This window comes from Castellaniella sp., from assembly GCF_034675905.1.
Classification (GTDB): domain Bacteria; phylum Pseudomonadota; class Gammaproteobacteria; order Burkholderiales; family Burkholderiaceae_B; genus Castellaniella.
On record NZ_JAUCCV010000007.1, the window covers coordinates 51,158 to 74,858 of the forward strand.

The following is a 23,701-nucleotide window of genomic DNA, read 5'->3' on the forward strand; positions in this document are numbered from 1 at the left end:
ACGTCAGTGATGAGCGCCTTCTTTGCGCGTCAGTTTCAGGAGCATGAACTTCGACAAAGCCAGAACCACCGTGGTGATCAGGAACAAGATCAGGCCCAGTTCCAGCAAGGCGGATTTCTGCAGCCCGCCAGCTTCGTTGAATTCGTTGGCCAGGGCCGAAGCGATGGAATTGGAAGGCGAAAAAATCGAGCTGGGCAGATTGAAGGCATTGCCGATCACAAAGGTGACGGCCATGGTTTCGCCCAACGCACGGCCCAGCCCCAGCATGATGCCGCCGATGACGCCGTGCTTGGTGTAGGGCAGGACGATTTTCCAGACGACTTCCCAGGTGGTGCTGCCCAGGCCATAAGCGGATTCCTTCAGCATGGGCGGTACTTGTTCGAAAACGTCGCGCATGACCGCGGTGATGAAGGGAATCACCATGATCGACAGAATCAAGCCGGCGGTGAACAGGCCGATCCCCATGGGCGGCCCGGCAAACAGATCCCCCAGCACCGGCACCCCTTCGAAGAGGTCCACCACATGCGGCTGCACATATTCCTGGAAGAGCGGGACGAAAACAAACAGCCCCCACATGCCGTAGATGATGGACGGAATCGCCGCCAGCATCTCGATGGCGATCCCCAGGGGGCGGCGCACCCAGGCAGGCGCCAGTTCGGTCAGAAACATGGCGATGCCGAAAGACACGGGCACGGCGATCAACAAGGCCAGCAAGGCGCTGATGACCGTCCCCAGAATGGGCACCAGGGCGCCGTAGTGTTGCTTGACGGGGTCCCAGTCATTGGTCCACAAGAAGGCCAGCCCATCCCGAACCAGCGTTTCCCGGCTGCCATAGACCAGCGACACCAGAATCCCGGCCAACAGGATAAAGACCAGGAACGCGAATGCCCGCGTCAGGTGCCGGAATCCGGCGTCCACCAGCAGACTGCGGTGTTGTGTGATCATGAGGGGGACTTTTGGTGAGGAAGGTTCGCCTGCAAACAAGCGAGCCGGACAGAATTCAACAAGCCGTATTTTCCCACAAACGGGGCGGCATCAGGCCGCCCCGCTGCGGGAAACACCGGCATCCGCACCAAACCGCCTATGCAATCAGGCCTGGCTGCCGGTGTCATCCGGCTGATCAGGGCCAGACCGCCGATCCGTCTTCGCCGCGCACCTGTTGCGCCCAGAGAGTGCGGATCTGCTGGGTGACGGCATCAGGCAGGGGCACGTAGTCCAGTTCGCGGGCCATATCGGCGCCCTCGCGCCAAGCCCAGTCGAAGAAGGCCAGGACTTCCCGCGCCTGCTTGGGATCGCTTTGCTTGCCATGGAGCAGAATGAAGGTCGCTGCCGTCACCGGCCAGGAATCAGCGCCCGGTTCATTGTTCAGAACCAGACCCATCCCCGGTGCGGAAGACCAGTCGGCATGCGCCGCCGCTGCCGCAAAGGCTTGCTGGGAAGGCTGCACGAACTGGCCTTCGCGGTTTTGCAACTGCGCCCAGGCCAGGCCATTCTGATGCGCATAGGCGTATTCGACATAGCCGATGGAATTAGCCAGCTGGCGCACGTAGGCGGCGACGCCTTCGTTACCCTTGCCTCCCTGCCCCGTGGGCCATTTCACCGCCTTGCCCTGACCTACCTGCTCTTTCCAGGCCGGAGAGACCTGGGACAGATAGTTCGTCCAGCCAAAGGTCGTACCCGACCCATCGGAGCGGTGCACCACGACGATGCCCTTGGACGGCAGCGCGACCCCCGGGTTCAGATCGGCGATGGCCGGATCATCCCACTTCTTGATCTTGCCCAGAAAGATATCGGCCAGCACGGAACCGGTCAGCTTCAGCTGGCCGGCCTCGATCCCCTTCACATTCAGGACCGGCACCGTCCCGCCGACCACGGCCGGGAATTGAATCAACCCATTTTCCTGCAGGGCTTCGGGCTTCATCGGGTCATCCGAAGCGCCGAAATCCACGGTCTTGGCGATGATCTGCTGCTGCCCGCCGCCGGAACCGATCGACTGATAATTGATGCGATGGCCGCTGACTTCCTGATATTTAGCAGCCCATTTGGCATAGATCGGGTAGGGGAAGGAAGCCCCTGCCCCAGTCACGTCGGCGGCAAACGCGGACGCGCCGGCCACTGCCATCAGCGTCAGACCCGTCGCGCATTGAACCAGCATCCGTTTGAACATATGGAAAATTCCTGTGAGGATGAAGAAAGATGACGAACTCTGATTCGTCAGGACAGGATAATAAAGACCGGAAGTGACAGTTTGATGACAGCACGCCGCTCGGATTCGACGTGCACAGAATGGTCCGCAGGGACCATGGTCTCAATTGCTGCAGCTCCCCCACCTCGCGGCTTGCACGCCGCTCGGATTCGACGTGCACAGAATGGTCCGCAGGGACCATTCTGTGTCTCGTCTCATCCCAATCGCGCCATCAGGTGTTGGTGCAGGTTGACGGGGGCGCGGCGGTTGCGCACGCGCAGATAGCGGCCATCGGGCTGGGCCGCCCAGGCCAGCTGGTTGTCGCGCCAGGCAAAGGTGAAGGCCTCGTCGATCACGCGGCGGCGCAGGGTTTTGTCCAGCACAGGAAAGGCCAGTTCGACCCGGCGCAGGAAATTGCGGTCCATCCAGTCGGCGGACGACAGGTATAGAGGTTCGGCCCCGTCCTGATAAAAATAGAAGACCCGGGAATGTTCCAGGAAGCGGCCGATGACGGAGCGCACCCGGATATGCTCGGACAAGCCCGGCACCCCGGCCTGCAGGGCGCAGGCGCCGCGCACGATCAGATCGATGCGCACCCCGGCCTGGCTGGCCTCGTAGAGCGCCTGGATGACCGTGGGTTCCAGCAGCGAATTCATTTTGGCGCGGATGCGGGCGCGTTTGCCGGCGCGCGCGAATTCGGTTTCCGTGCGGATCAGCTTCAGCACGGTCTCATGCAGGGTGAAGGGCGATTGCAGCAGCAACTTCAATTCGCGCCGCGCCCCCAGCCCCGTCAGCAGCGAAAAGACCTGATCCATGTCTTCGCAGATGGCCTGGTTGGCCGTCAGCAGCCCGAAATCGGTATAGAGCTTGGCCGTGCGCGGGTGGTAGTTGCCTGTTCCCAGGTGGCCATAGCGGCGGATGCGGCCGTCTTCGCGGCGCAAGGCCAGCGCCATCTTGGCATGGGTCTTGTGACCCACCACGCCATAGCTGACGTGGGCGCCGACTTCTTCCAGACGGGCGGCCCAGTTGATATTGGTCTGCTCGTCAAAGCGCGCCATCAACTCGACCACCACGGTGACTTCCTTGCCGGCGCGGGCCGCCGACAGCAGCAGCCCCATCAGTTCGGAATCCTCGCCCGTCCGGTAAATGGTCTGCTTGATCGCCACGACCTGCGGGTCCAGTGCGGCGGCCCGCAAAAACATCAGCACCGGCTGAAAAGATTGATAGGGGTGATGCAGCAGGTGGTCGCGGGCGGCAATGGCCGCAAACAAGGCCTCGGGGCGCTCCAGGTCGCCGTCGAAAGGCGCCGGCACCCGGGGGCGGAACACGGGGTATTCCAGATCGGCGCGACCGACCCGGTTACACAGCTGCATGAGCCGCGACAGATTGACCGGCCCGTTGACGCGATACGTATCGGCCGAGCCCAGATTGAATTCCCGCTGCAGGAACAGTTCCAGGTCCGGCGGCATGGCATGGGCGATTTCCAGCCGCACAGAAGCCCCGAAATTGCGCTGCGACAACTCCCCCTGCAAAGCCTGACGCAGATTGGTGATTTCTTCCTCGTCCACGAACAGATCGCTGTTGCGCGTGACGCGCCACTGGTAGCAACCCTGAACATCCATGCCGGGAAAGAGATCCCCGACAAAGGCATTGATCATGGTGGTCAGCAGCATGAACCCATCGGGAATGCCCGCGATTTCGGCCGGCACCTTCATCATGCGCGGCAGCGCCCTGGGCGCCTGCACGATGGCGATGTGGCCTTCGCGGCCAAAGGCATCGTCGCCACTGAGCGACACAATGAAGTTCAGACTTTTGTTGTACACCCGGGGAAAGGGATGGGCAGGGTCCAGGCCGATCGGGGTCAGCAGCGGCATAACGTCGCGCTGGAAGACGCCATACGCCCATTCGCGCTGCAGATCGGTCCAGCCGGTGGAGTAGATCAGCCCCACCCCGCATTCCATGAGCTTGGGCATGACTTCGCCTGTCAGCAGGCGGTTTTGCCGGTCCACCAGGGCATGGGCGGCCCGCTGTACACGGTCAAAGGCTTCGCCCGGCGTCATGCCGTCGGCGCCCAGCAATTCGGGCGTCTGGCGCTGCTGTTCCTTCAGGCTGGCCATGCGGATCTCGAAGAACTCGTCCAGGTTCGAACCTACGATACATAGATAGCGCAGACGCTCGACCGGCGGCACGTCCAGGCGTTCCGCCATGGACAATACCCGCTCGTTGAACTTCAAGACTGAAAGTTCGCGATTCAGCAAAGGTGGCGATGTATCGGCGCCGTGCATGGGGGCCCCTAATCCTGTCATGTAACGACCACTATAATCGCACAGTGTGACATTCTCAGGTATCCCCATGGACGACCGACTGGCTTCGATTGACCTCGGCTCGAACACGTTCCGGCTCTCCATCGGGCGCATCGTGCGTCACGGCGACGGCACTCAGCTCTATACCGAAGACAAGCTGCGCGAACTGGTTGCTCTGGCCAACGGGCTGGATGAACACCAGCGCATCAACGCAGCCACGGTCGCCCAGGCCATCGCCGCCTTGCAGCGCTTTGGCGAACGCCTGCAGGGCTTCTCGCCCGCCAATGTCCGCGCCGTGGCGACCAATACATTCCGGGTGGCGCGCAACGCCGCCGAGATCCTGCCCGAGGCCGAACGCGCGCTGGGGTTTCCCATCGAAGTCATCTCCGGCCAGGAAGAGGCCCGGCTGATCTACCTGGGCGTCATCCAGGACCTGCCGCCGACGGACGACCGCCGCTTGGTGATCGATATCGGCGGGGGCTCCACCGAATTCATCATCGGCCAAGGCAAACAGCCCCTGCAGCTGGCCTCGCTGCAACTGGGCTGCACGATCTGGACACGCCGCTTCTTTCCCAACGGCCTGATCACCAAAACCCGCATGCACCGCGCCGTCCTGGCAGCCCGCAGCACCATCGAATCGATCACCCACCGCTACCGCCGCATCGGCTGGCAGGAAGCCTATGGCTCGTCGGGCACCGCCAAGGGCTTGCTGGCCGTCCTGGTGGAAAACGGCTTCAGCGAGCAACACATCACGCTGGACGGCATGGACCGCCTGGCTGCCGCCTTGGTCAAGGCCGGGCAGGTGCGCCTGCAGGACTGGGCCGGCCTGAAGGCCGAACGCGCTCCGGTGCTGGCAGGCGGTCTGTCCATCATGATGGCTGCCTTCCAGGAATTGGGGATCACGCGCATGGACGCGGGCGACGGCGCCTTGCGCGTCGGAGTGCTGCACGACCTGTTGGGCCGCGATTCCCATCGTGACCAACGCGATGCGACCGTGCGCCAGATGAGCAGCCGCTATCAGCTGGACACGGCCCAGGCCGACCAGGTGCAACAGACCGCCCTGTCTTTATTCGATCAGTTGGGCCTGGACGACCGCCAGCTGGCGACCGCCGAACTGCGCAAGGCCCTGGGCTGGACCGCGCAGCTGCATGAAATCGGCCTGGTGATCGCCCGCAATGATTACCACAAGCACGGCGCCTATATCCTGGAACACGCCGACATGCCGGGCTTCTCGCACGATGACCAGCAGCTGCTGGCCTTTCTGGCGCTGGGCCATCAGGGCAAACTGAGCAAGGTCCGGCCCTATGCGCCCAACCGTGAACAGTGGCTGGCCTTGTGCTGCCTGCGCCTGGCCGTCTTGCTGCTGCGGCGCCGGGAAGCCCGCGACCTCTTGCCGTTTACGCTGAAGGCCGACGCCGAGCACCTGTCTCTGTCGGTACCCGAGGGCTGGCTGGCGGCCCATCCGCTAAGCGGTTTCCTGCTGAAAGGCGAAACCGAAGTCTGGCGCAAGATGGGCTTCACCCTGGAAGTCACCGAAACAGTCCCCGTCAGCTGAGCCTGGCGCTTGGCGGTCGCCAGATCAATACGCCGACGGCGCTGCCAAAGGGGGCCTTACACCATCCCGAAATGCCGCCGGTAGCGGGCATCCAGCCATTCCAGATCCAGCAGGATAGGGAAATCGGCTGTGTGGAAATCCGGGTCCCAGGCGGGCGCGCCGCAGATGGTCGCGCCTAGTTTCAAATAGCCCTTGATCAAGGGCGGCACCCGCGCTGGCAGCGTGCTGTCCAGGCGATCCACAGGGTAAGGATGCAGGGGCCGGATCTGCGGCACATCCGGATGACGGGCCATCAAGGCCTGCGCCTGACGCCAGACCTCGGATGCCGTGGCCCCGCCATCGCGCAGGCTGACACTGGCACAGCCCAGCATGTAACGGTAGCCCCCCTGCATCATGACCTGGCCCAAGGCGGACCACAGCAGCATGATGGCCGTGCCGTGGCGAAATTCCGCATCGATGCAGGATCGCCCGACTTCCACCAGCCAGGGGCGCAAGGCCCGCAGCGGTTCCAGATCGAATTCGGATTCAGAGTAGTAGCTGCCCGCCCGGACAGCCGATTCCGGCGTCAGCAAACGATAGGTACCCACGACCTGCTGCGTGCCGGCATCCTGCACCATGAAATGCACGCACCAGGGATCGAAGCGATCCACATCCCGGTCGCCTTTCGCCTGGGGAAAACGCGCCCCCAGGTCCTGAGTGAAAATCCGGAAACGCAGGCGCTGCAGGGCCTCGAGGTCCTCCTGCGTGCGGGCGATACTCAGCGTCAGACCGCCCGCTTCGACCCCGGGCCACTCTATCTGTTCCATGGGCATTGTGTGCGGCAAGGAATGGCGGACCAGCATGAACGTCTCCTGTGATTCATCAGACGGAGACGATTGTGCCCGAGCAATATGTCACCCATAAGACAGGAGGGGATCAGGTCAATTTGACCGCCACCAGCTGACGCACGCCTTCGTCGGCGAGCGCCGCATCGTCGGCTTCGACCATCAGCCGCAGCTTGGGCTCGGTGCCCGAGGCGCGGATCAACACCCGCCCGCGATCACCCAGCGCGTCGCGCACCGCCTGCGTCGCAGCCTGCAGGCCGGCATGAGACTGCCAGTCCAGGCCCGGCGCCAGCGGCACATTGACCATTTTCTGCGCATACATCCGCAAATCGGCCACCAGTGCGGCCAACGGCACCTGCGCATGGCGCACCGCCGCCAGCACCTGCAGCGCCGCCACAATGCCGTCGCCCGTGGTGTGCCTGTCCAGGCACAGCAGATGGCCGGAACTTTCGCCGCCGTACAGCCAGCCGTGCTTGCGCAAGACTTCCAGCACATAGCGGTCGCCGACCTGGGCGCGCTCGAATGGAATGCGCAATTCCTTCAGGCGGCGTTCCAGGCCGAAATTGCTCATCAAGGTGCCGACCACCCCATCGACGGGATGTGTTTTGGCCCGATCCCGGACAATGGCATACAACAGCTCATCACCGTTATACAGACGCCCGTCGGCATCCACCATCTGCAGGCGGTCCGCGTCGCCGTCCAGCGCAATGCCGAAATCCGCCCCCTGGGCTGCCACCGCCGCCGCCAGGGTCTCAGGATGGGTGGCGCCGACGTTTTCATTGATATTGAAGCCATCCGGCTCGCAGCCGATGACGCTGACCTCGGCGCCCAGTTCCCGGAAGACGGGGGGAGCGATGTGATAGGCCGCCCCATGGGCGGCATCGACCACGATTTTCAGGCCCTGCAGGTCCAATTCGTTGGGAAAGGTGCTCTTGCAGAACTCGATGTACCGGCCCGCCGCATCGTCGATCCGCCGCGCCCGGCCCAGCCCCGCCGAATCCGCGCAGCCCACGGGCTGTTCCAGCATGGCTTCGATGGCGGCTTCGGTGGCGTCCGGCAGCTTGGCGCCGGCCGAGGAAAAGAATTTGATGCCGTTATCGTAGTGCGGGTTGTGCGAGGCGCTGATGACGATGCCAGCCGCCAGACGCCAGGCCCGGGTCAGGTAGGCGACTGCCGGCGTGGGAATCGGCCCCGCCAGCAGGACGTCGACACCCGCCGCCGACAGTCCGGCTTCCAGGGCGGATTCCAGCATATAGCCGGAAATCCGCGTGTCCTTGCCGATCACCACGGTCGGACGGCCTGCCGTCACGGCTCCCTGGGCCAGCACGCAGCCGGCCGCATATCCCAGACGCAAGGCGAATTCCGCATTGATGCGTTCGCCCCCGACAATCCCACGGACCCCGTCAGTCCCGAAATATTTGCGTGCACTCATGCACGAGCTCCTTGTTCAACACGCGGCTGTTCGACCGCTGACCAGATCTTCAGGGCATCGACCGTATCGGCCACATCATGGACCCGCAGAATATGCGCCCCCCGTGCCGCCCCCGCCAACGCCGCCGCAATACTGCCGCCCAGGCGCTGCGAAGCGGGCCGCCCGGTGATGGCGCCGATCATGGACTTGCGCGACACACCCAGCAAGCTGGGGTAATCATCACCCATGATTTGCGGCAGATGACGCAGCAAGGCGTAATTGTGCGCCACCGTCTTGCCAAAGCCAAACCCCGGGTCCAGCACGATCCGATCGGCGGCCACCCCGGCGTCACGCAAGCGCTGCGCCCCCGCCGCCAGATAGTCGCGCACCTCCGCCACCACGTCGGCATAGACCGGATCCTGCTGCATGGTGCGAGGTTCCCCGCGCATATGCATCAGGCACAAGGCGCAATCGGCATCCCACACGGCATCCAGGGCGCCAGGCGCGGTAAACCCGCCGATGTCGTTGATCATGTCCGCCCCGGCCTGCAATGCGCGGCGCATCACATCCGGCTTGCAGGTATCGACCGACAGCGGCACGCCGCCGTCGCGCAGGCCCTGGATCACAGGCAGGATGCGTCGCAGTTCTTCGTCTGCGGAAACCGCCTGTGCGCCTGGGCGCGTGGATTCCCCTCCGATGTCCAACAGATCCGCACCCTCCTGGATCAGCCGCAGCCCATGGGCGATCGCCTGATCCGCCTGAAAGTGTGCGTTGCCGTCGGAAAAGGAGTCCGGGGTGACGTTGACGATCCCCATGACCAGCGGGCGTTCCAGAGACAGCTGGAAACGCCCGCATTGAAGAGTGGCAAACATATAGGGTCAGGAAATGGTCTGATCAGACGGGTGTCGTCGCAGGATCATTATCCGGATTGGCGGGCGCCTGCCCAGCCGATGGCGGCGTATGCGGCGTATCGCCGCCATTGCCCGACGAGGAGGTGTGCGGCGGGCGCGGCGGACGTCCTTCCATGATGTCGTTGATCTGCTCGGCATCGATGGTTTCCCATTCGAGCAAAGCCTTGGCCATGGCGTGCATCTTGTCCTGATTGGATTCGATCAGGTTTCGGGCGATGTGATACTGCTCGTCGATGATGCTGCGGATTTCCGCATCGACCTTTTGCATGGTGGCTTCGGACACGTGCGTGGTTTTCGTCACGCTGCGGCCCAGGAAGACTTCACCCTCGTTTTCGGCATAGACGACAGGCCCCAGAGAATCGGTCATGCCATAGCGCGTGACGATGTCGCGGGCGATCGCGGTGGCGCGCTCGAAGTCGTTGGACGCCCCCGTGGTCATCTGATTCATGAAGACTTCTTCGGCGATCCGCCCCCCGAACAGCACGGCGATGGTGTTCAGCAGGCGTTCCTTGTCCATGCTGTAGCGGTCGCCTTCCGGCAGCTGCATGGTCACGCCCAACGCGCGGCCACGGGGAATGATGGTGACCTTATGGACCGGATCGGTCTTGGGCAGCATGCGCGCCACCAGAGCGTGCCCCGATTCGTGATAGGCGGTGTTGCGGCGCTCTTCTTCGGGCATGATCATGGAACGGCGCTCGGCGCCCATGATGATCTTGTCCTTGGCCTTTTCCAGGTCGTTCATGTCGACTGTGCGACCGTTGCGGCGGGCGGCGAACAAGGCGCCTTCGTTGATCAGGTTGGCCAGATCGGCGCCGGAAAATCCGGGGGTGCCGCGCGCCAGCACGTTCGCATCGACGTCCTGGGCGATGGGGACCTTGCGCATGTGGACTTTCAGGATCTGTTCACGCCCGCGGATGTCGGGCAGCGACACCACCACCTGGCGGTCGAAGCGGCCCGGGCGCAGCAGCGCCGGATCCAGCACGTCGGGACGGTTGGTGGCGGCGATGACCAGTACGCCCTGACCGGTTTCGAAGCCGTCCATTTCCACCAGCAGCTGATTCAGCGTCTGTTCGCGCTCGTCGTTGCCGCCCCCAAGGCCGGCGCCACGCTGACGTCCCACGGCATCGATTTCATCGATGAAAATGATGCAGGGAGACTGCTTTTTGGCGTTTTCGAACATGTCGCGCACACGGGCCGCGCCCACGCCCACGAACATTTCGACGAAATCGGAACCCGAAATGCTGAAGAAGGGGACCTTGGCCTCGCCCGCAATGGCCTTGGCCAGCAGGGTTTTACCGGTGCCCGGAGGCCCGACCATCAGCACGCCACGCGGGATACGACCGCCCAGGCGCTGAAATTTGGTGGGATCGCGCAGGAAATCGACCAGTTCCTGCACGTCTTCCTTGGCCTCGTCGCAGCCGGCCACATCCGCGAAGGTGATGTTGTTGTTGTTCTCATCCATCATGCGGGCGCGGGATTTGCCGAAGCTGAACGCCCCGCCCTTGCCGCCGCCCTGCATCTGGCGCATGAAGAAAATCCACACCCCGATCAAGAGCAGCATCGGGAACCAGGAAATGAACAGGCTGGTCAGAAAAGAAGGTTCTTCGCGGGCTTTGCCCGACACCTGCACGCCGTCTTTCACCAGTTCAGGCACCATCCACAGGTCGCCCGGCGAAGTCAGGCTATAGGCGCGACCGGATTCCGGCGTCACGTAGATCGTGTCGCCTTGGATATCGACCTTGTTGATCCGGCCGGCGCGCGCGTCATTCATGAACTGCGTGTAGGTCACGGCGTCGCTGCCGGATACCGGGCGTCCGTCGAACTGCTTGAACACCGTAAAGAGCACGAGCGCGATCACCAGCCAGACCGCGATCTTGGAAAACGAGTTGTTCAAAGCGAATCTCCTGGGTTTGCTGCTGCCCGCCTGCCACCCGCCCGAATGCGCGGTTACAACAAGCTGACAAATTCGTCAATGTCTCATTCTACCTGAATCCACCACCCAGCCTCAGCCAGCCAGCCGGCCTTCCGGGTCTTGGATCAAAGCGGGGTTTTCAGCCCCCGGGCGACCAGGAAGGTTTCCGATGACGCATCCCGGGAAGCCTTGGGTTTACGTTCCACGACCCGCACGAAATGCTGCTTGAAGACCTGCACGATCTGGGAAAATCCGCTGCCGTGGAAAGCCTTGACGATCAGGGCGCCATCCGGTTTCAGGTGACTGCAGGCGAATTCCATCGCCAGTTCGCACACATGTGCAATTCTGGCGGAATCGGCTGATGCCACCCCAGATAGATTGGGGGCCATATCGGAAATCACAAGGTCCACCGCCTGCCCCTGCAAACTATCGTGCAATTGCTGCAGGACGGCATCATCGCGAAAGTCGCCCAGCATGAATTCCACGCCCGCGATCGGTTCCATCGGCAGCAGATCCAAGGCCACGATGCGCCCGTCGATCACTCCGCCGGCCCCCAGCAGCCGTTCCCGCACCAACTGCGACCAGCTGCCCGGCGTGGCGCCCAGATCAACGACGACGTCGCCCCGGCGCAACAGTTTTTCTGCATCCAGAATTTCCGCCAGCTTGAAGGCGGCACGGGCGCGATAGCCCTTTTGTTGCGCCATTTTCACGTACGGGTCGTTAATATGACGCTGTACCCAGGCTTTGGAGAATTTTTTCTTGGCCATTCCCGTACAATTCCAGTATGCCGAAACTTGAACTAAATCCACAGCAGCGCCGCGACTTGCGGGCCGCCGCCCACCCCTTGCACCCGATCGTCCTGATTGGCGACAAGGGCCTGACCGACGCCGTGCTGGGTGAAATCGACCGCAGCCTGGCGGCCCACGAACTGATCAAAGTCCGAGTGGCCGGAGCAGAACGCCCGGACCGCGAAGCCATGCTGGAAGCCATCTGCGACGCCCTGTCATGCGCCGCAGTACACCATCTGGGCAAGACGCTGATTATCTACCGGCCGGATGTGCTTGCGCAACAGGCCGCTGCCGCAGCTGAAAACCTCACCCGCGCCGTCCGCAAGAAATCCGACCCCTATGTGCCGAAAAAACAGGCGGCGCATCCTGGGGCCGGTAAGCCCGTCAGTCACAAAACGCCGCGCAAGGCGGCAGACGGACAAAGCGGATTCGGGGCGGCGGATGCCCGCCATCGGGGTCAGGCGGAAGACGCCGGCCGTCCGACCAGCCGCCGCTCCCGCTCGTCTGACAGCAGCCGTGCATCGGCCCCTGTCCATGGCATTCCGCGCCGTAGCAGCGGCAGCGGCAGCGCCCTGACACTGCGCGCCGGCGCCCGGCGCAGCCGCAACCCGCGCTGATCGCGCGGGGCGGCAGCGGATTACTGATAGCTGACGGAACAGACCTCGTATTCACGCACGCCAGCGGGGGCGCGGACTTCGACCACGTCGCCCTCGCTCTTGCCGATCAAGGCGCGTGCGACAGGACTGGACACGGAAATCATGTTGGCGCGAATGTCGGCTTCCAGGTCGCCCACGATCTGATAGGTCAGGCGTTCGCCCGATTCCAGGTCTTCGATTTCCACCGTGGCGCCGAACACCGCCTGTCCTTCGACATCCAGATCGGCCGGATTGATGATCTGGGCATTGGACAGAGAGCCTTCCAATTCCTGGATACGGCCTTCGATGAAGCCCTGGCGTTCGCGAGCGGCATCGTATTCAGCGTTTTCAGACAAATCGCCTTGCGCGCGCGCCTCGGCGATAGCGTTGATGACATCGGGGCGTTCCACCGTCTTCAGACGATGCAATTCGGCTTGTAAACGCTCTGCCCCGCGAGCAGTCAAAGGGATCGCAGCCATAGTTTCCTGACTCAAAGTAAAAAGACGCCCCATGCGCAGGGGCGCCTGACAACACGAAAAAGTAAAGACGGGGGTGAAACCCGTCGCCGTATCCCGAGATGTGCGAAATGTGCTTTCGACCCGGGATGCTGAATGCGAGCGGCCTAAACGGTGGGCTGACTACAGCCACTGGCGGCGGGATTGGAATCCCTGCACTGAACCAGAAGCGTCTATCTGCACGCTCGTAAAAAACCCCGGCCGGAACCGGGGTGTTGGGAGTATTGTGGGCAATCCCGCTGGAAAATGCAAGCCCCGGCCTGCACGAGCCAAAGCCAGACCAAAATATCCGGATCCAGAAGCTGACCAGGGCAGGCGCTGCACGCTGTCCACCCGTGCAGCACCGCCGGCATCCTGTCAGCGCATAGCGGCTACCGCACTGGCAGTGACGTCGCTCGGCTGTCCTCCGAACTGGACCCGCATATAGTTGACCAGATCCGCGAGCCCGGCATCATCCAGCGCCCCGGCAAAGCCAGGCATCGCCTGCCGCCCCTGATTGTCCGGAAAGTCTTTCTGATCCAGACCGTGCAGCACGACTTGAAGGAGATTGTGGGGGTCCGGATTGCGCACCGTCGAGTTACCCGCCAGCGCCACGGTCACATTTGGCTTGCCCTGCCCGCTGGCGGAATGACACCCCGCGCATAAGGCCTGATAGTGATGGCGGCCTGCCTGGACGATTTGGGCGTCAGCAGGAGCGGCTGGCGTGAGCAACGCCGCAGCAACCGGCATATCGCCAGTCAGGTACCTGACGACAGCCTTGTTATCGCCATCTGCGAGATGGCGTGTGCTGTGATGAAAAGCATCGTACATCCCCCCATAGGCGGATCCTTGGGGTGCAATTCCTTTTGCCAGGAATCGTTGCAGGCCTTCTACGGTCCAGCCTCTGGCCGCCAACGCTGACGGCGTAATGTCGGGCGCGTGAATCGCTTCGGCAGCCCCGCCGCCCAGGCTCTCCCCGAGCTTCATCTGCCCCACCAGCCCGCGTGGCGTATGACATTCAGTGCAATGCCCAAGCACATTGGCCAGATAACGACCCCGCACCCACTCATCAGAATCGCCGGTCGACACAGCAGGCAATTCGTCGGTCAGGAAAAGCAGGTTCCAGCCGCGCATCAGCGCTCTGATATTGAAGGGAAAAGGGACACCGTTCTTTTGGTTTGGCACAGCGGCGGGTTCGACGCTCTGCAGATAGGCGAAAATGGCATCGCTGTCCTTGCGCGTCAGCCCCCGGTACGAGGTATAGGGCATGGCAGGATACAGCGGGTGGTCGGGCGCGATGCCATCGTGCAATACCTTGTAGAAATCAGCCGAGCTCCAATCCCCAATGCCATAGTCTTTATCAGGCGTGATGTTGGTGCCGTATATGGTGCCAAACGGCGTGGGAATCGGTACGCCGCCCGCAAACGGAGCCCCATCAGCACTGGTGTGGCAGGCCGCGCAATCGCCTGCCTGTGCCAGGTATTTGCCGCGCGCCAGCAACTGCACATCCAGCGCCCGGTCTTGCTCGTCGACCGCCGACAAATCGTAAGCGGGCTCCAGTACACCCGATAACACCGCACCGCCGACGACCAGCGCGAGGACGGCAAGCGTTCCGGCCATAGTCGCGGCTCTCATGGCAGATCGCTCTTGATGAGGCCTGGCGTGTTCAAGATGACATCCTTGACCGCCTGGTGATAGCGTACATAACCCGTACACCGGCATATGTGGTCATTCAGCGAGTCGGTGACATAGGTTTCGATCTGATCCTGCGCGATGGGCTCACGCTGCAAGCGCTCGATCAGAACAGTGGCGGCGTTGACAAAGCCAGGCGTGCAATAGCCGCACTGAAAACTATAAAAATCGAGAAATTTTTGCTGTATGGGCGATAGCGCCGTGACCGCGCCATGCTCATCGCGCCGGGCGTGGCCCTCGATAGTCCGCAGCGTACGGCCGTTGAAATAACCCACGCCGGTAATACAGGTGCGTATTTCCTCGCTATGCCCATTGTCCCGATCCAGGATGATGACGCAGGCGCGGCAGACTCCCTGTCCGCAGCCCAAGCGCGTGCCGGTCAAGTGGGCGTATTCGTGCAGGAAATCGATCATCATCAGGGTCTCGGGAACCTGCACCGGCCCGATGGGTTTGCCGTTGATCATCATGGAAACCGTGATCGTCGCGATGCTCATGCCAGCGCCTCCTGGATTTTCTCGGGTGTGACGGGCAAGGAATAGAACCGTTGCCCGGTGGCGTGGGCGATACCGTTCACGAGGGCCGCCACAATCGGTATCATCACCACCTCGGCCATGCCCTTGGGGGGATCGGTATCCGACAGCGGGGGCAGGACCTCAGCGGTCTGCTGCCAAAGCGCGACTTCCTTGGCAAGGGGAAGATGATAGCGATTGAAGTTCCAGGTGCCATTGCCAGGGCCGTCTTCGTACAGCGGCAGGTGTTCGTATAGCGCATGCCCGATGCCCATCGCCAGCCCGCCCTGGATCTGGCCGGACACCAATTGGGGCGACAGCAGCGTGCCGCACTCGATGATGGAATGATGGTTCAATAGTTCGACCTTGCCGCTGGCGCGATGCACCGCCACCTCGGCCAGCGTGCCCATCGCAGAGTAATAGGTCACTGCAGCATTATTGCGCTGGACGGGCGTGTACTGAATGGCATCCCGGCTGATCACCTGATAGTGGCCGTTGGTCGTGCTTTTGGTACCCAGGGCATCATCCTGGCCCGCATCGATACTGACCACACGCTTGTCCGCCACCCTACCATCCTGACCCGGCAGTTTCTGACCGGCAGGGGGCGCATCGGCCAGAGGCTGGCCGCCAAAGCACAAGGCCAAGCCGTCCAACGGCAAGCGCTCTACCTGATTGCCGATTCTGAAATCCGCTTCGGCCCACTGCCAGCGATTGAAGCCATGCACCACGGCCCCCACCACCAGCCCCAGCTGGTGCGCTTTAGCAGCCAACTGCGCCAGGCTGAGCGGCTGCATGCCGGCAGAGGTCAGCATGCCCTTCACCCAACGGGCGTCTTCAAGGCGAACCACATAGGGCGCGGCTTGCCCGCCGCCGATGCCGCTCGTCCAGATCGCCTGCGCCGCCGGCCACAAACCATGCATGAAAACGAGCCGTGCCGCCTCCCGCGTGGTATGCGTGTAATAAAAAGCGGAATTGGACGCGCTGGCGGGAGAAGCCAAAGCCGGTGTCCAGGCCGGATCAGCCGATAATCTGTCCTGCTCCGCCTGGGTCATCAGATAGGGATCGCCAGAGGACACCATCGGCAGATCGGGCCAATCGACAATCGCGACGCCGATATCATTTGCCGGCTGGCCCAGCCAGCGCACACACGCCAGTGCCTGCGATGTGCTCATTCCCGTGCCAATCTCTGCACCCGTATGGCGCAGCAGAATACGGCCATCCGGCAAGACCTCGATTTTTGCAAAGGAAGATTCAGCGCCCGTGCCAAAGTCCTTTTGCACACAGGCAAACCCCACGCCATATAGTTTGCCGGGATGTTTGGCTTCATAAGCGCTTTTACGTTGGGCGCGCTCCGTCCAGAGCGGATGCAATTGCGCTCTTTTCAGGACTTCCTCGGCGCGAACCTCGCCGGCGGGGATGGCCCCCTGGGTATTCTTCATCCCGGTTTTCAGCACGTTCTTCAGCCGAAATTCAATCGGGTCCAGATCAAGCGCCTGCGCCAGTTCATCCACCAGCATCTCGGTCGCCGCCATGGTCTGCAAGGTCCCGTAGCCTCGCGCCGAGCCCGCATCCACCGCCCGCGAGGCGTCCGCCCTGGACATCATGTCGGACTTGGGCAGGTAATAGATAGATTGCGCCGCCGTGGCCCCTACCATGACGACCGACGCGGAGAGATTGCTGCGCCCGCCCCCGTCCGCGACCATATCCACGACGCAGGACTGGATCATGCCGCTCGCGCGGTCTACGCCGATCTGATAATCCATGTCAAAAGCATGACGCTTCAGCGCGGTCTGGAAGTGCTCGTAGCGATCATTGGCGATGCGCACCGGCCTGCCGTCCGAATACAACGCACAGGCCAGCCCGTAGAACGGCATATTGCAGTGATCCTTGGATCCATACCCCACGGTATAACAAGGATGCATCACCAGCGTCTTAGCCCCGAAGCGGCTCTTGGCCAGCATGCCTGCTGCCGTCGCCGCGACTTCGCTGGGCGACTGCGTGGGAACCACCATATGCAAAGTCTGCGTGGCCTCGTCGTACCAACAATTGGCGTTATCGGGCTCGAGCGCGGAGGTATCAACGGACTGCGTCTGGTATTGACGCTTGAGCACCAGCCAATCCTGGGGCGGATGCGCTAATTCGTCGCGGATCTGCTGCGCGTGGTACATCCCTTCTTCGCCGACTGCGCCATGGTTTTTACCATCGGGCCACACCGGCAACCGTTTACGCATCTGGCTGGGGAATACAGGCGCGTCCTTGAGGCTGGAGAACACATCATCTGCATAACCGTCTCGGCCACCCACCCGCACATACCTAAAGGTACCCCAGGGGTCACGCTGCAGCGGCCCCGTGTGCTCGCCGTACTGGACGACATCATCCTGGAATTTGAGCGCATCTTTTGCCAGGCGAAAGCGTGCAAAATCATGAAAAATCAGGATAGCAACCGCATGGCCAAGATAAGCCGGCGTCTTGCCCGACGGCAACAGCATGTCTTCGCCATAAAACTCGGAAAACGCCACACCATCGCGCTGCAAGTCTTCAGACGTCACGATGCGATCCGGCTTCAGATCTGCGCCCAGCCGCGACACATCAAAACCGGTGTAAATCGCATCGGCGCGCGTCGCACGCAATATCAGCGCATGGCTTTGCCGGTCTGGCCAATTAGGCAGATCGCGCGCCCGGATATCGCGCGCAAAGATCTTGCTGCCCGTGACTTTTGCGATGCCATCGACCCGAAACCTGGCTCTCCCGGTAGCGGGATCCCAATGCATAGGCGTCAGCAGCTTCTGCTCGAAGAGCGCCGCATACGCGGGCGACCCGAAGGGTGCAATATAAGTGGTGATGCCTGCAAGCGATGCCACTTTCAGGAAATGACGCCTCGTCACTTTGATACTGGACATGCCTTCTCTTGGGCTCCTGAATGGTCATGATGGGATACCAACCTTATACAGCGTGTCAGTTCAAGGGGCCACCCAGGACAAACGCCAAGTCGGGCCGGCACCGCAACCATGCCGGCCATGCTGAAGCACCGTCGTATCATGTAGACCGACAGTCAAGCCATCCCCCACGAGATCCCCATGACACAACGGCCCATCAAACCAGCGCCCACCGTGATCGTCCTGGCCGCAGGCCAGGGCCGGCGCTTTCGGCAGTCCGGCGGCGGCATGCACAAGCTGGGCGCTCCGCTACACGGCATCCCGGTATTAGAGCGCGTGCTGCAGACGGTGACCGCATCAGGACTGCCCTGTCATGTCGTACGCTCCGAACAGGATGCCAGGGGCAATCCTTCCGGCATGGGCGACTCCATTGCACGCGGCGTGCGCGCCACCGCACAGGCCGAAGGCTGGCTCATCCTGCCTGGCGACTTGCCTTTGATCATGGTCGACAGCCTGCTCCAGGTGGCGCTGAATCTGGCGTCATATCCCGTGGTAGCGCCCATCTGGAACGAACAGCAAGGTCACCCGGTCGGATTCGGCGCAGAATGCTTTGCGGCGCTGGCCGCGCTACACGGCGATACAGGGGCGGCATCCATCGTTCGTGCGCACCGGCACGCCGGCTCCTTGATGACGCTGCCCCTGAACGATCCTGGTATCGCGACAGACATTGATACGCTGGACGATCTGGCACGAGCCGAAGCGCTGCTCGCTGCCTGCCCTTCTTGATCAAGCAACAGTATGGAAAGCACTGATATCCGCGTTCTACGCACCTTACGGGACTGGCGCGCCAAAGGCCATCGGGCATTGTTGGCAACGGTGATCAAGACCTGGGGATCTGCGCCCCGACCAGCAGGCGCCCTCATGGCGCTGCGCGAGGATGGTTGCGTCGTCGGCTCGGTCTCCGGCGGGTGCATCGAGGATGATCTGATCTTTCGTTATACGCGCGCTCACGGCGCACAAGACATCCCCCATGGCCCACCCCAAGTCGTGCGCTATGGCGTGAACGCAGACGAGGCGCATCAGTTTGGATTGCCATGCGGCGGCACGTTGGAACTCCTGCTGGAATTCGATCCTCAGCAGGCCTTGCTGGAAGAGCTGGTCGCCCGGCTAAAACAAGGCGAACTCGTGCGCCGCACAGTCTGCTGTCACGATGGCCGCGTCACGCTTGAGCAAGCCGACAGGCCCCAAGCGCTGCAGTTTGATGGCCAGTCCCTCACGAGCATCTTCGGCCCTGAATACCGCATGCTACTGATCGGCGCCGGAATACTCGCTGAATACCTGTCCACGATGGCGCTATTCAACGAATTTTCCGTGACGATATGCGATCCACGCAGGGAATACATGAACGCCTGGTCATTGGCGGATGTGCAGAAAACAAACGAGATGCCCGACGATGCGGTGGCAGCATTCCAGCCTGATCAACGCAGCTGCATCATCGCGCTCAGCCACGATCCCAAGCTTGATGATTTGGCGCTGCTGGAAGCGATCCACAGCCCCGCGTTCTACGTGGGCGCCATCGGGTCCCGACGCAACAACGAGCGCCGGCGCGCCCGGATGATCGAGTACTTCAACGAGACCGAAGCATCGCTGGAAAAACTACGCGGCCCTGCGGGCATCCACATCCACAGCAAGACCCCCGCCGAAATCGCCGTCAGCATCATGGCGGAAGTGCTTGCTGTCAAAAACGGGGTATGCCTGCCCCGTGAGCCATCCGTCGCTCAATCCAAGCAGCAGCAAGAAACCGCCACAACGCTTATCACGAAACCCTTATGCACATGATCCATCCAATGCACAAAGCCGAGGCTGGCTGAATTCAGGCGCCGGATCAGGCAGCCGTCGCCGGTTTGCGCCCCCGCAGCAGCGCATACAGGATGATGGCGCCAAACGTGGCCGTGCCGATGCCGTCCAGTTTGAACCCGCCCAGTTCGATCGAAAAATTACCGGCCCCCAGAATCAGGGTCACGGCCGCCACGATCAGGTTGCGGTTATCGCTGAAATCCACTTGGTTCACCACCCAGATGCGGGCGCCGGCAATGGTGATCAGGCCGAACACCACCACCGCCATGCCGCCCAGCACCGGCGCGGGAATCGCCTGGATCACAGCGCCGAACTTGGGTGAAAAGCCCAGCAGCAGCGCCACCAATGCCGCCACCACGAACACCAGGGTGGAATAGATCTTGGTGACGGTCATGACGCCGATGTTTTCAGCGTAGGTCGTCACGCCCGTGCCGCCCATGGAACCCGAGATCATGGTCGCCACGCCGTCGCCCAGAAAGGCGCGGCCCAGATAGCGGTCCAGATTCTGCCCCGTCATGGCGCTGACGGCCTTGATGTGACCCAGATTTTCCGCCACCAGGATGATGGCGACCGGCGCGATGACGCTGATGGCGTGGGCTTCGAACACCGGCGCTGTCATTTTCGGCAAGCCCAGCCAGGAAGCGGCCGCGATGGCGGAGAAGTCGATCGGCGTGCCCAGTCCCAGGCCGTTGCTCAGCACCGCGTACAGGACGCAAGCCAGGAACAGGCCCACCAGGATCAGCAGGCGCTGCACCAGGCCGCGCGTATAGACGGCGACGCCGCCCACGCACAGGATCGTCATCAACGCCATAAGCGAATCGAACACCGAACCGCCCATGGCGCCCTTGGCGGCGATCGGCGCCAGATTCAGGCCGATGACGGCGACCACAGCCCCCGTCACCACCGGCGGCATCCAACGATCGATCCAGTCCGCCGCCCCGCCCTGGCGGGCATTGATGAACATGGTCAGCAGACCGATGCCTGCGTAGATCAGGCCGCAGATGATGATCGCCCCCAAGGCGACCCCGATATTCGGGTTCGGCCCGCTGCCGGCATAGCCGGTGACGGCAACCACGCCGCCGATGAAGGCAAAACTGGACCCCAGATAACTGGGCACCCGGCCGCCGACAAACAAGAAGAACACCAGCGTGCCCACGCCGGACATCAATATGGCCATATTCGGGTCGAAACCCATGATGAGCGGCGCCAGAATGGTCGAGCCGAACATGGCGACGACGTGCTGGGCGCCCATCGCCACGGTCTGCAGCAAGGGCATGGTTTCGTCGGGCTGCACCACGGCGCCGTCAGCCGTGCCGGACACGCGGCGCCAACGGGGAAAATAAGAAGTTGTCATGGGTTTGCGGCCCGAAGCCGTCCGGAAGAGGAAGATGGAAGGTTGAAATTTCGTCGCAAGTGTACGGCGCGATCAACTGACCCCGCAAGACTGCGCGACCGATCTGTTCAACTGCCCCCTAAGCAGGACGCACGGCATCCTGCGCCCAGGGTTCTTCCTGCAGGGCAGCTGCCACATAATCGATGAAGGCCTGGACACGGGCAGGCCGATTGCGCCCAGGCGGCGTCACCGCATGCAGTGCCAGGGGTTCGACAGCCCAGGGCGCCAAGACAGCTTCCAGGGCGCCGGACTGCAGATCCGGCCAGACGAGGAATTCCGGCTGCAGCGCCAGGCCCAGCCCCGCACGCAGGGCGGGCATCAGGGCATCGGCGTTGTTCACCTGCAGGCGGGTCGGCATGAACTGGGAAAATCCCCCCAGCCGGGGGTGCCGGAAATGCCAGGTCACCCCATGGCGCGCATAGGAATAATGCAAAGCCTGATGCGCCTGCAGGTCTCGCGGATGGCAGGGCCGTCCATGCGCATCCAGGTATGCGGACGCGCCGACCAGCACGATGCGCACCCCACACAAGCGGCGGGCCAGCAGACTGGAATCCGCCAGCCTGGCGATCCGCAGGGCCAGATCGAAATGCTCGGCCAGCAGGTCCACCTGAGCGTCGTTGAACTGCACATCCAGCTGCACTTCCGGGTGCAGCGCCATGAACCCCGGCAGCAGCGGCGCCAGTCGTGCCAGACCGAAGGACATGGGCGCGGACACCCGGACCCGGCCCCGCAAGGCCTGGGAGTGTTCCGTGACTTCCGCCTCGATCGCCTCGCCTTCTTCCAGAATACGCGTGGCGCGATCCAGGGCGCCGCGACCGCTGTCTGTCAGTGTCAGGCGACGCGACGTGCGATGGATCAGCGTCGTCTTCATGCGGGCTTCCAGCCGGCTGATGGCCTTGGAGACGGTCGCCTGGGACACCTGACAGGCAGCCGCCGCCCGGGCGAAGGACCCGGTTTCAGCGACTTTGGCGAACAAGGCCCAGGCTTGGAGATCAGGTAATCCCTTCACGGCGTTTCCTTTCCACGGGCTCGGATGGATGGTCAACCATTATATCAAAATTGGAAACGATGAAATTCTATTGTTTATCTTCTCAACATGATCCGCCACCCGTAGACTATCAGCATTGTTCAAGCCTCAAGGAGCCCATCATGATTGAACGCCGTCCCTACGCCTCGCTGGGCGCAGCCGACCACGGCTGGCTCAATGCCAGGCATCACTTTTCCTTTGCTGAATACCATGACCCCCAGCGGGTTCACTGGGGCGCGCTGCGCGTCTGGAACGACGACACGATCCAGCCCAACAGCGGCTTTCCCCCGCACCCGCACGCGGACATGGAAATCATCACCTATGTGCGCGAAGGCGCCATCACACACCAGGACAACCTGGGCAACCAGGGCCGCACGCTGGCGGGCGACGTCCAGATCATGAGCGCAGGCACCGGCATCGTCCATTCAGAATACAACCTGGAACCCGGCGCCACCCGGATCTTCCAGATATGGATCTTCCCGGACCAGAAAGGCGGCCAGCCCTGCTGGGGCACGCAGCCCTTCCCCAAGACAGATCGCTCGGGACGTTTCGTCACCTTGGCCAGCGGCCTGGAAGGCGATGACGAAGCGCTGCCCATCCGGGCGCAGGCCCGGGTCTGCGGCGCCACGCTGAAGGCCGGCGACACCGTGGAATACGCATTCAAGGATGCGAGCCGCGTCGGCTACCTGGTCCCGGCCGTCGGCCGGGTCGAGGTCAACGGCGTTGCGCTGGAAACACGCGACGGCGCCGCCATCCGGGACGAGGCCGTCCTGCACATCACCGCCATCGAAGATGCCGAACTGATCCTCGTGGACAGCGCTGCGATGTAAACGCCCGCCTGATTGATTCAAACGCGCATCCCGTTCTTCGGGCGGGATGCTTTTTACCCTGGCTGTTACCTACTTCATACGGAACCACATCATGAACTCTCGCACCATCGACACAACATCCCTGATCGGCCGCATCCTGATCGCCATCCTGTTCTGGGTCGGCGTCTCTGGCAAAATCGCCAACCCCGCAGGCACCATCGGCTATATCGCATCCGCTGGCCTGCCGCTACCGAGCCTGGCCTATGCCGCCACGGTCTTTATCGAACTGATCCTGCCGATCCTGCTGGTGCTGGGATACCGGACGCGCCTGAGCGCGCTGGTCCTGGCGATCTTCTCGGTGGCGGCCGCCTTGTTCTTCCACGCGCAGTTCGGCGACATGAACCAGTCGACCCACTTCTTCAAGAACCTGGCCATTGCCGGCGGCCTGCTGCAACTGACGGCGTTCGGCGCCGGCGCCCTGAGCCTGGATGCGCGCTCGTCCAAGCTGGGCCTTGCCTGA

The 23,701-nt window shown here is 62.5% G+C and carries 20 protein-coding genes; 6 read left to right on the forward strand and 14 right to left on the reverse strand.

Annotated elements, in window-relative coordinates; genetic code table 11:
- Positions 1-3: 3 nt before the first annotated feature.
- From pstC to ppk1, 3 genes are all read right to left on the reverse strand, one after another.
- The gene (pstC, locus tag VDP79_RS07925; RefSeq protein WP_323017673.1) at positions 4-945 is read right to left on the reverse strand and encodes a phosphate ABC transporter permease subunit PstC; all 942 of its coding nucleotides are present in this window, start codon (positions 943-945) and stop codon (positions 4-6) included.
- Between the two features lie 175 nt (positions 946-1,120).
- On the reverse strand, positions 1,121-2,167 hold the full coding sequence (gene pstS / locus VDP79_RS07930) for a phosphate ABC transporter substrate-binding protein PstS (RefSeq protein ID WP_323017674.1): 1,047 nt from the start codon (positions 2,165-2,167) through the stop codon (positions 1,121-1,123).
- Positions 2,168-2,400: 233 nt separating this feature from the next.
- Complete coding sequence (gene ppk1 / locus VDP79_RS07935; protein ID WP_323017675.1) at positions 2,401-4,470, reverse strand: polyphosphate kinase 1; 2,070 nt, start codon at positions 4,468-4,470, stop codon at positions 2,401-2,403.
- A gap of 67 nt (positions 4,471-4,537) precedes the next feature.
- On the opposite strand from ppk1, the gene VDP79_RS07940 reads away from it, so the two are divergent.
- On the forward strand, positions 4,538-6,043 hold the full coding sequence (locus VDP79_RS07940) for a Ppx/GppA phosphatase family protein (RefSeq protein ID WP_323017676.1): 1,506 nt from the start codon (positions 4,538-4,540) through the stop codon (positions 6,041-6,043).
- 56 nt (positions 6,044-6,099) lie between these two features.
- Here the strand turns inward: VDP79_RS07940 and VDP79_RS07945 are convergent, their stop codons facing one another.
- The 5 genes from VDP79_RS07945 to VDP79_RS07965 all read right to left on the reverse strand — a co-directional run bounded on the left by VDP79_RS07945 (position 6,100) and on the right by VDP79_RS07965 (position 11,868).
- Positions 6,100-6,885, reverse strand: a complete 786-nt coding sequence (locus tag VDP79_RS07945) for a GNAT family N-acetyltransferase (RefSeq protein WP_416233074.1) — start codon at positions 6,883-6,885, stop codon at positions 6,100-6,102.
- A gap of 73 nt (positions 6,886-6,958) precedes the next feature.
- Positions 6,959-8,299 (reverse strand): phosphoglucosamine mutase, encoded by a 1,341-nt coding sequence (gene glmM, locus VDP79_RS07950; RefSeq protein WP_323017677.1) that lies wholly within the window; start codon positions 8,297-8,299, stop codon positions 6,959-6,961.
- The gene (gene folP / locus VDP79_RS07955) at positions 8,296-9,150 is read right to left on the reverse strand and encodes a dihydropteroate synthase (RefSeq protein ID WP_323017678.1); all 855 of its coding nucleotides are present in this window, start codon (positions 9,148-9,150) and stop codon (positions 8,296-8,298) included. The genes glmM and folP overlap by 4 nt, the downstream gene beginning before the upstream one ends.
- A 22-nt stretch (positions 9,151-9,172) precedes the next feature.
- Positions 9,173-11,083 carry an ATP-dependent zinc metalloprotease FtsH gene (gene ftsH, locus VDP79_RS07960; protein ID WP_323017679.1) on the reverse strand — a complete coding sequence of 637 codons (1,911 nt, stop codon included), beginning with the start codon at positions 11,081-11,083 and terminating at the stop codon, positions 9,173-9,175.
- A 143-nt stretch (positions 11,084-11,226) separates the two neighbouring features.
- A complete protein-coding gene (locus VDP79_RS07965; RefSeq protein WP_323017680.1) occupies positions 11,227-11,868 on the reverse strand; it encodes an RlmE family RNA methyltransferase in 642 nt (213 codons plus the stop codon).
- A gap of 17 nt (positions 11,869-11,885) precedes the next feature.
- Here VDP79_RS07965 and VDP79_RS07970 point away from each other — a divergent pair, with 17 nt between their 5' ends.
- Positions 11,886-12,506 (forward strand): YhbY family RNA-binding protein, encoded by a 621-nt coding sequence (locus VDP79_RS07970; RefSeq protein WP_323017681.1) that lies wholly within the window; start codon positions 11,886-11,888, stop codon positions 12,504-12,506.
- 20 nt (positions 12,507-12,526) lie between these two features.
- Here VDP79_RS07970 and greA read toward each other — a convergent pair whose 3' ends face one another.
- From greA to VDP79_RS07990, 4 genes are all read right to left on the reverse strand, one after another.
- A complete protein-coding gene (gene greA / locus VDP79_RS07975; protein ID WP_323017682.1) occupies positions 12,527-13,003 on the reverse strand; it encodes a transcription elongation factor GreA in 477 nt (158 codons plus the stop codon).
- Positions 13,004-13,396: 393 nt separating this feature from the next.
- Positions 13,397-14,638, reverse strand: a complete 1,242-nt coding sequence (locus VDP79_RS07980; protein ID WP_416233080.1) for a cytochrome c — start codon at positions 14,636-14,638, stop codon at positions 13,397-13,399.
- An 11-nt stretch (positions 14,639-14,649) separates the two neighbouring features.
- On the reverse strand, positions 14,650-15,204 hold the full coding sequence (locus VDP79_RS07985) for a (2Fe-2S)-binding protein (protein ID WP_323017683.1): 555 nt from the start codon (positions 15,202-15,204) through the stop codon (positions 14,650-14,652).
- Positions 15,201-18,119 (reverse strand): xanthine dehydrogenase family protein molybdopterin-binding subunit, encoded by a 2,919-nt coding sequence (locus VDP79_RS07990; RefSeq protein ID WP_323017684.1) that lies wholly within the window; start codon positions 18,117-18,119, stop codon positions 15,201-15,203. Before VDP79_RS07990 ends, VDP79_RS07985 begins: the two co-directional genes overlap by 4 nt.
- Before the next feature lie 177 nt (positions 18,120-18,296).
- Here VDP79_RS07990 and VDP79_RS07995 point away from each other — a divergent pair, with 177 nt between their 5' ends.
- Both VDP79_RS07995 and VDP79_RS08000 read left to right on the forward strand, forming a co-directional pair.
- Positions 18,297-18,881, forward strand: a complete 585-nt coding sequence (locus tag VDP79_RS07995; RefSeq protein ID WP_323017685.1) for a nucleotidyltransferase family protein — start codon at positions 18,297-18,299, stop codon at positions 18,879-18,881.
- Between the two features lie 12 nt (positions 18,882-18,893).
- Entirely contained in the window at positions 18,894-19,934 is a 1,041-nt protein-coding gene (locus VDP79_RS08000) for an XdhC family protein (RefSeq protein ID WP_323017686.1), read from the forward strand.
- A gap of 46 nt (positions 19,935-19,980) precedes the next feature.
- Here VDP79_RS08000 and VDP79_RS08005 read toward each other — a convergent pair whose 3' ends face one another.
- Both VDP79_RS08005 and VDP79_RS08010 read right to left on the reverse strand, forming a co-directional pair.
- Complete coding sequence (locus VDP79_RS08005) at positions 19,981-21,306, reverse strand: solute carrier family 23 protein (protein ID WP_323017687.1); 1,326 nt, start codon at positions 21,304-21,306, stop codon at positions 19,981-19,983.
- Between the two features lie 118 nt (positions 21,307-21,424).
- Positions 21,425-22,354 carry a LysR family transcriptional regulator gene (locus tag VDP79_RS08010; RefSeq protein WP_323017688.1) on the reverse strand — a complete coding sequence of 310 codons (930 nt, stop codon included), beginning with the start codon at positions 22,352-22,354 and terminating at the stop codon, positions 21,425-21,427.
- Between the two features lie 140 nt (positions 22,355-22,494).
- On the opposite strand from VDP79_RS08010, the gene VDP79_RS08015 reads away from it, so the two are divergent.
- Positions 22,495-23,202, forward strand: coding sequence for a pirin family protein (locus tag VDP79_RS08015; protein WP_323017689.1), 708 nt, complete (start codon positions 22,495-22,497; stop codon positions 23,200-23,202).
- Between the two features lie 91 nt (positions 23,203-23,293).
- Entirely contained in the window at positions 23,294-23,701 is a 408-nt protein-coding gene (locus VDP79_RS08020) for a DoxX family protein (protein WP_323017690.1), read from the forward strand.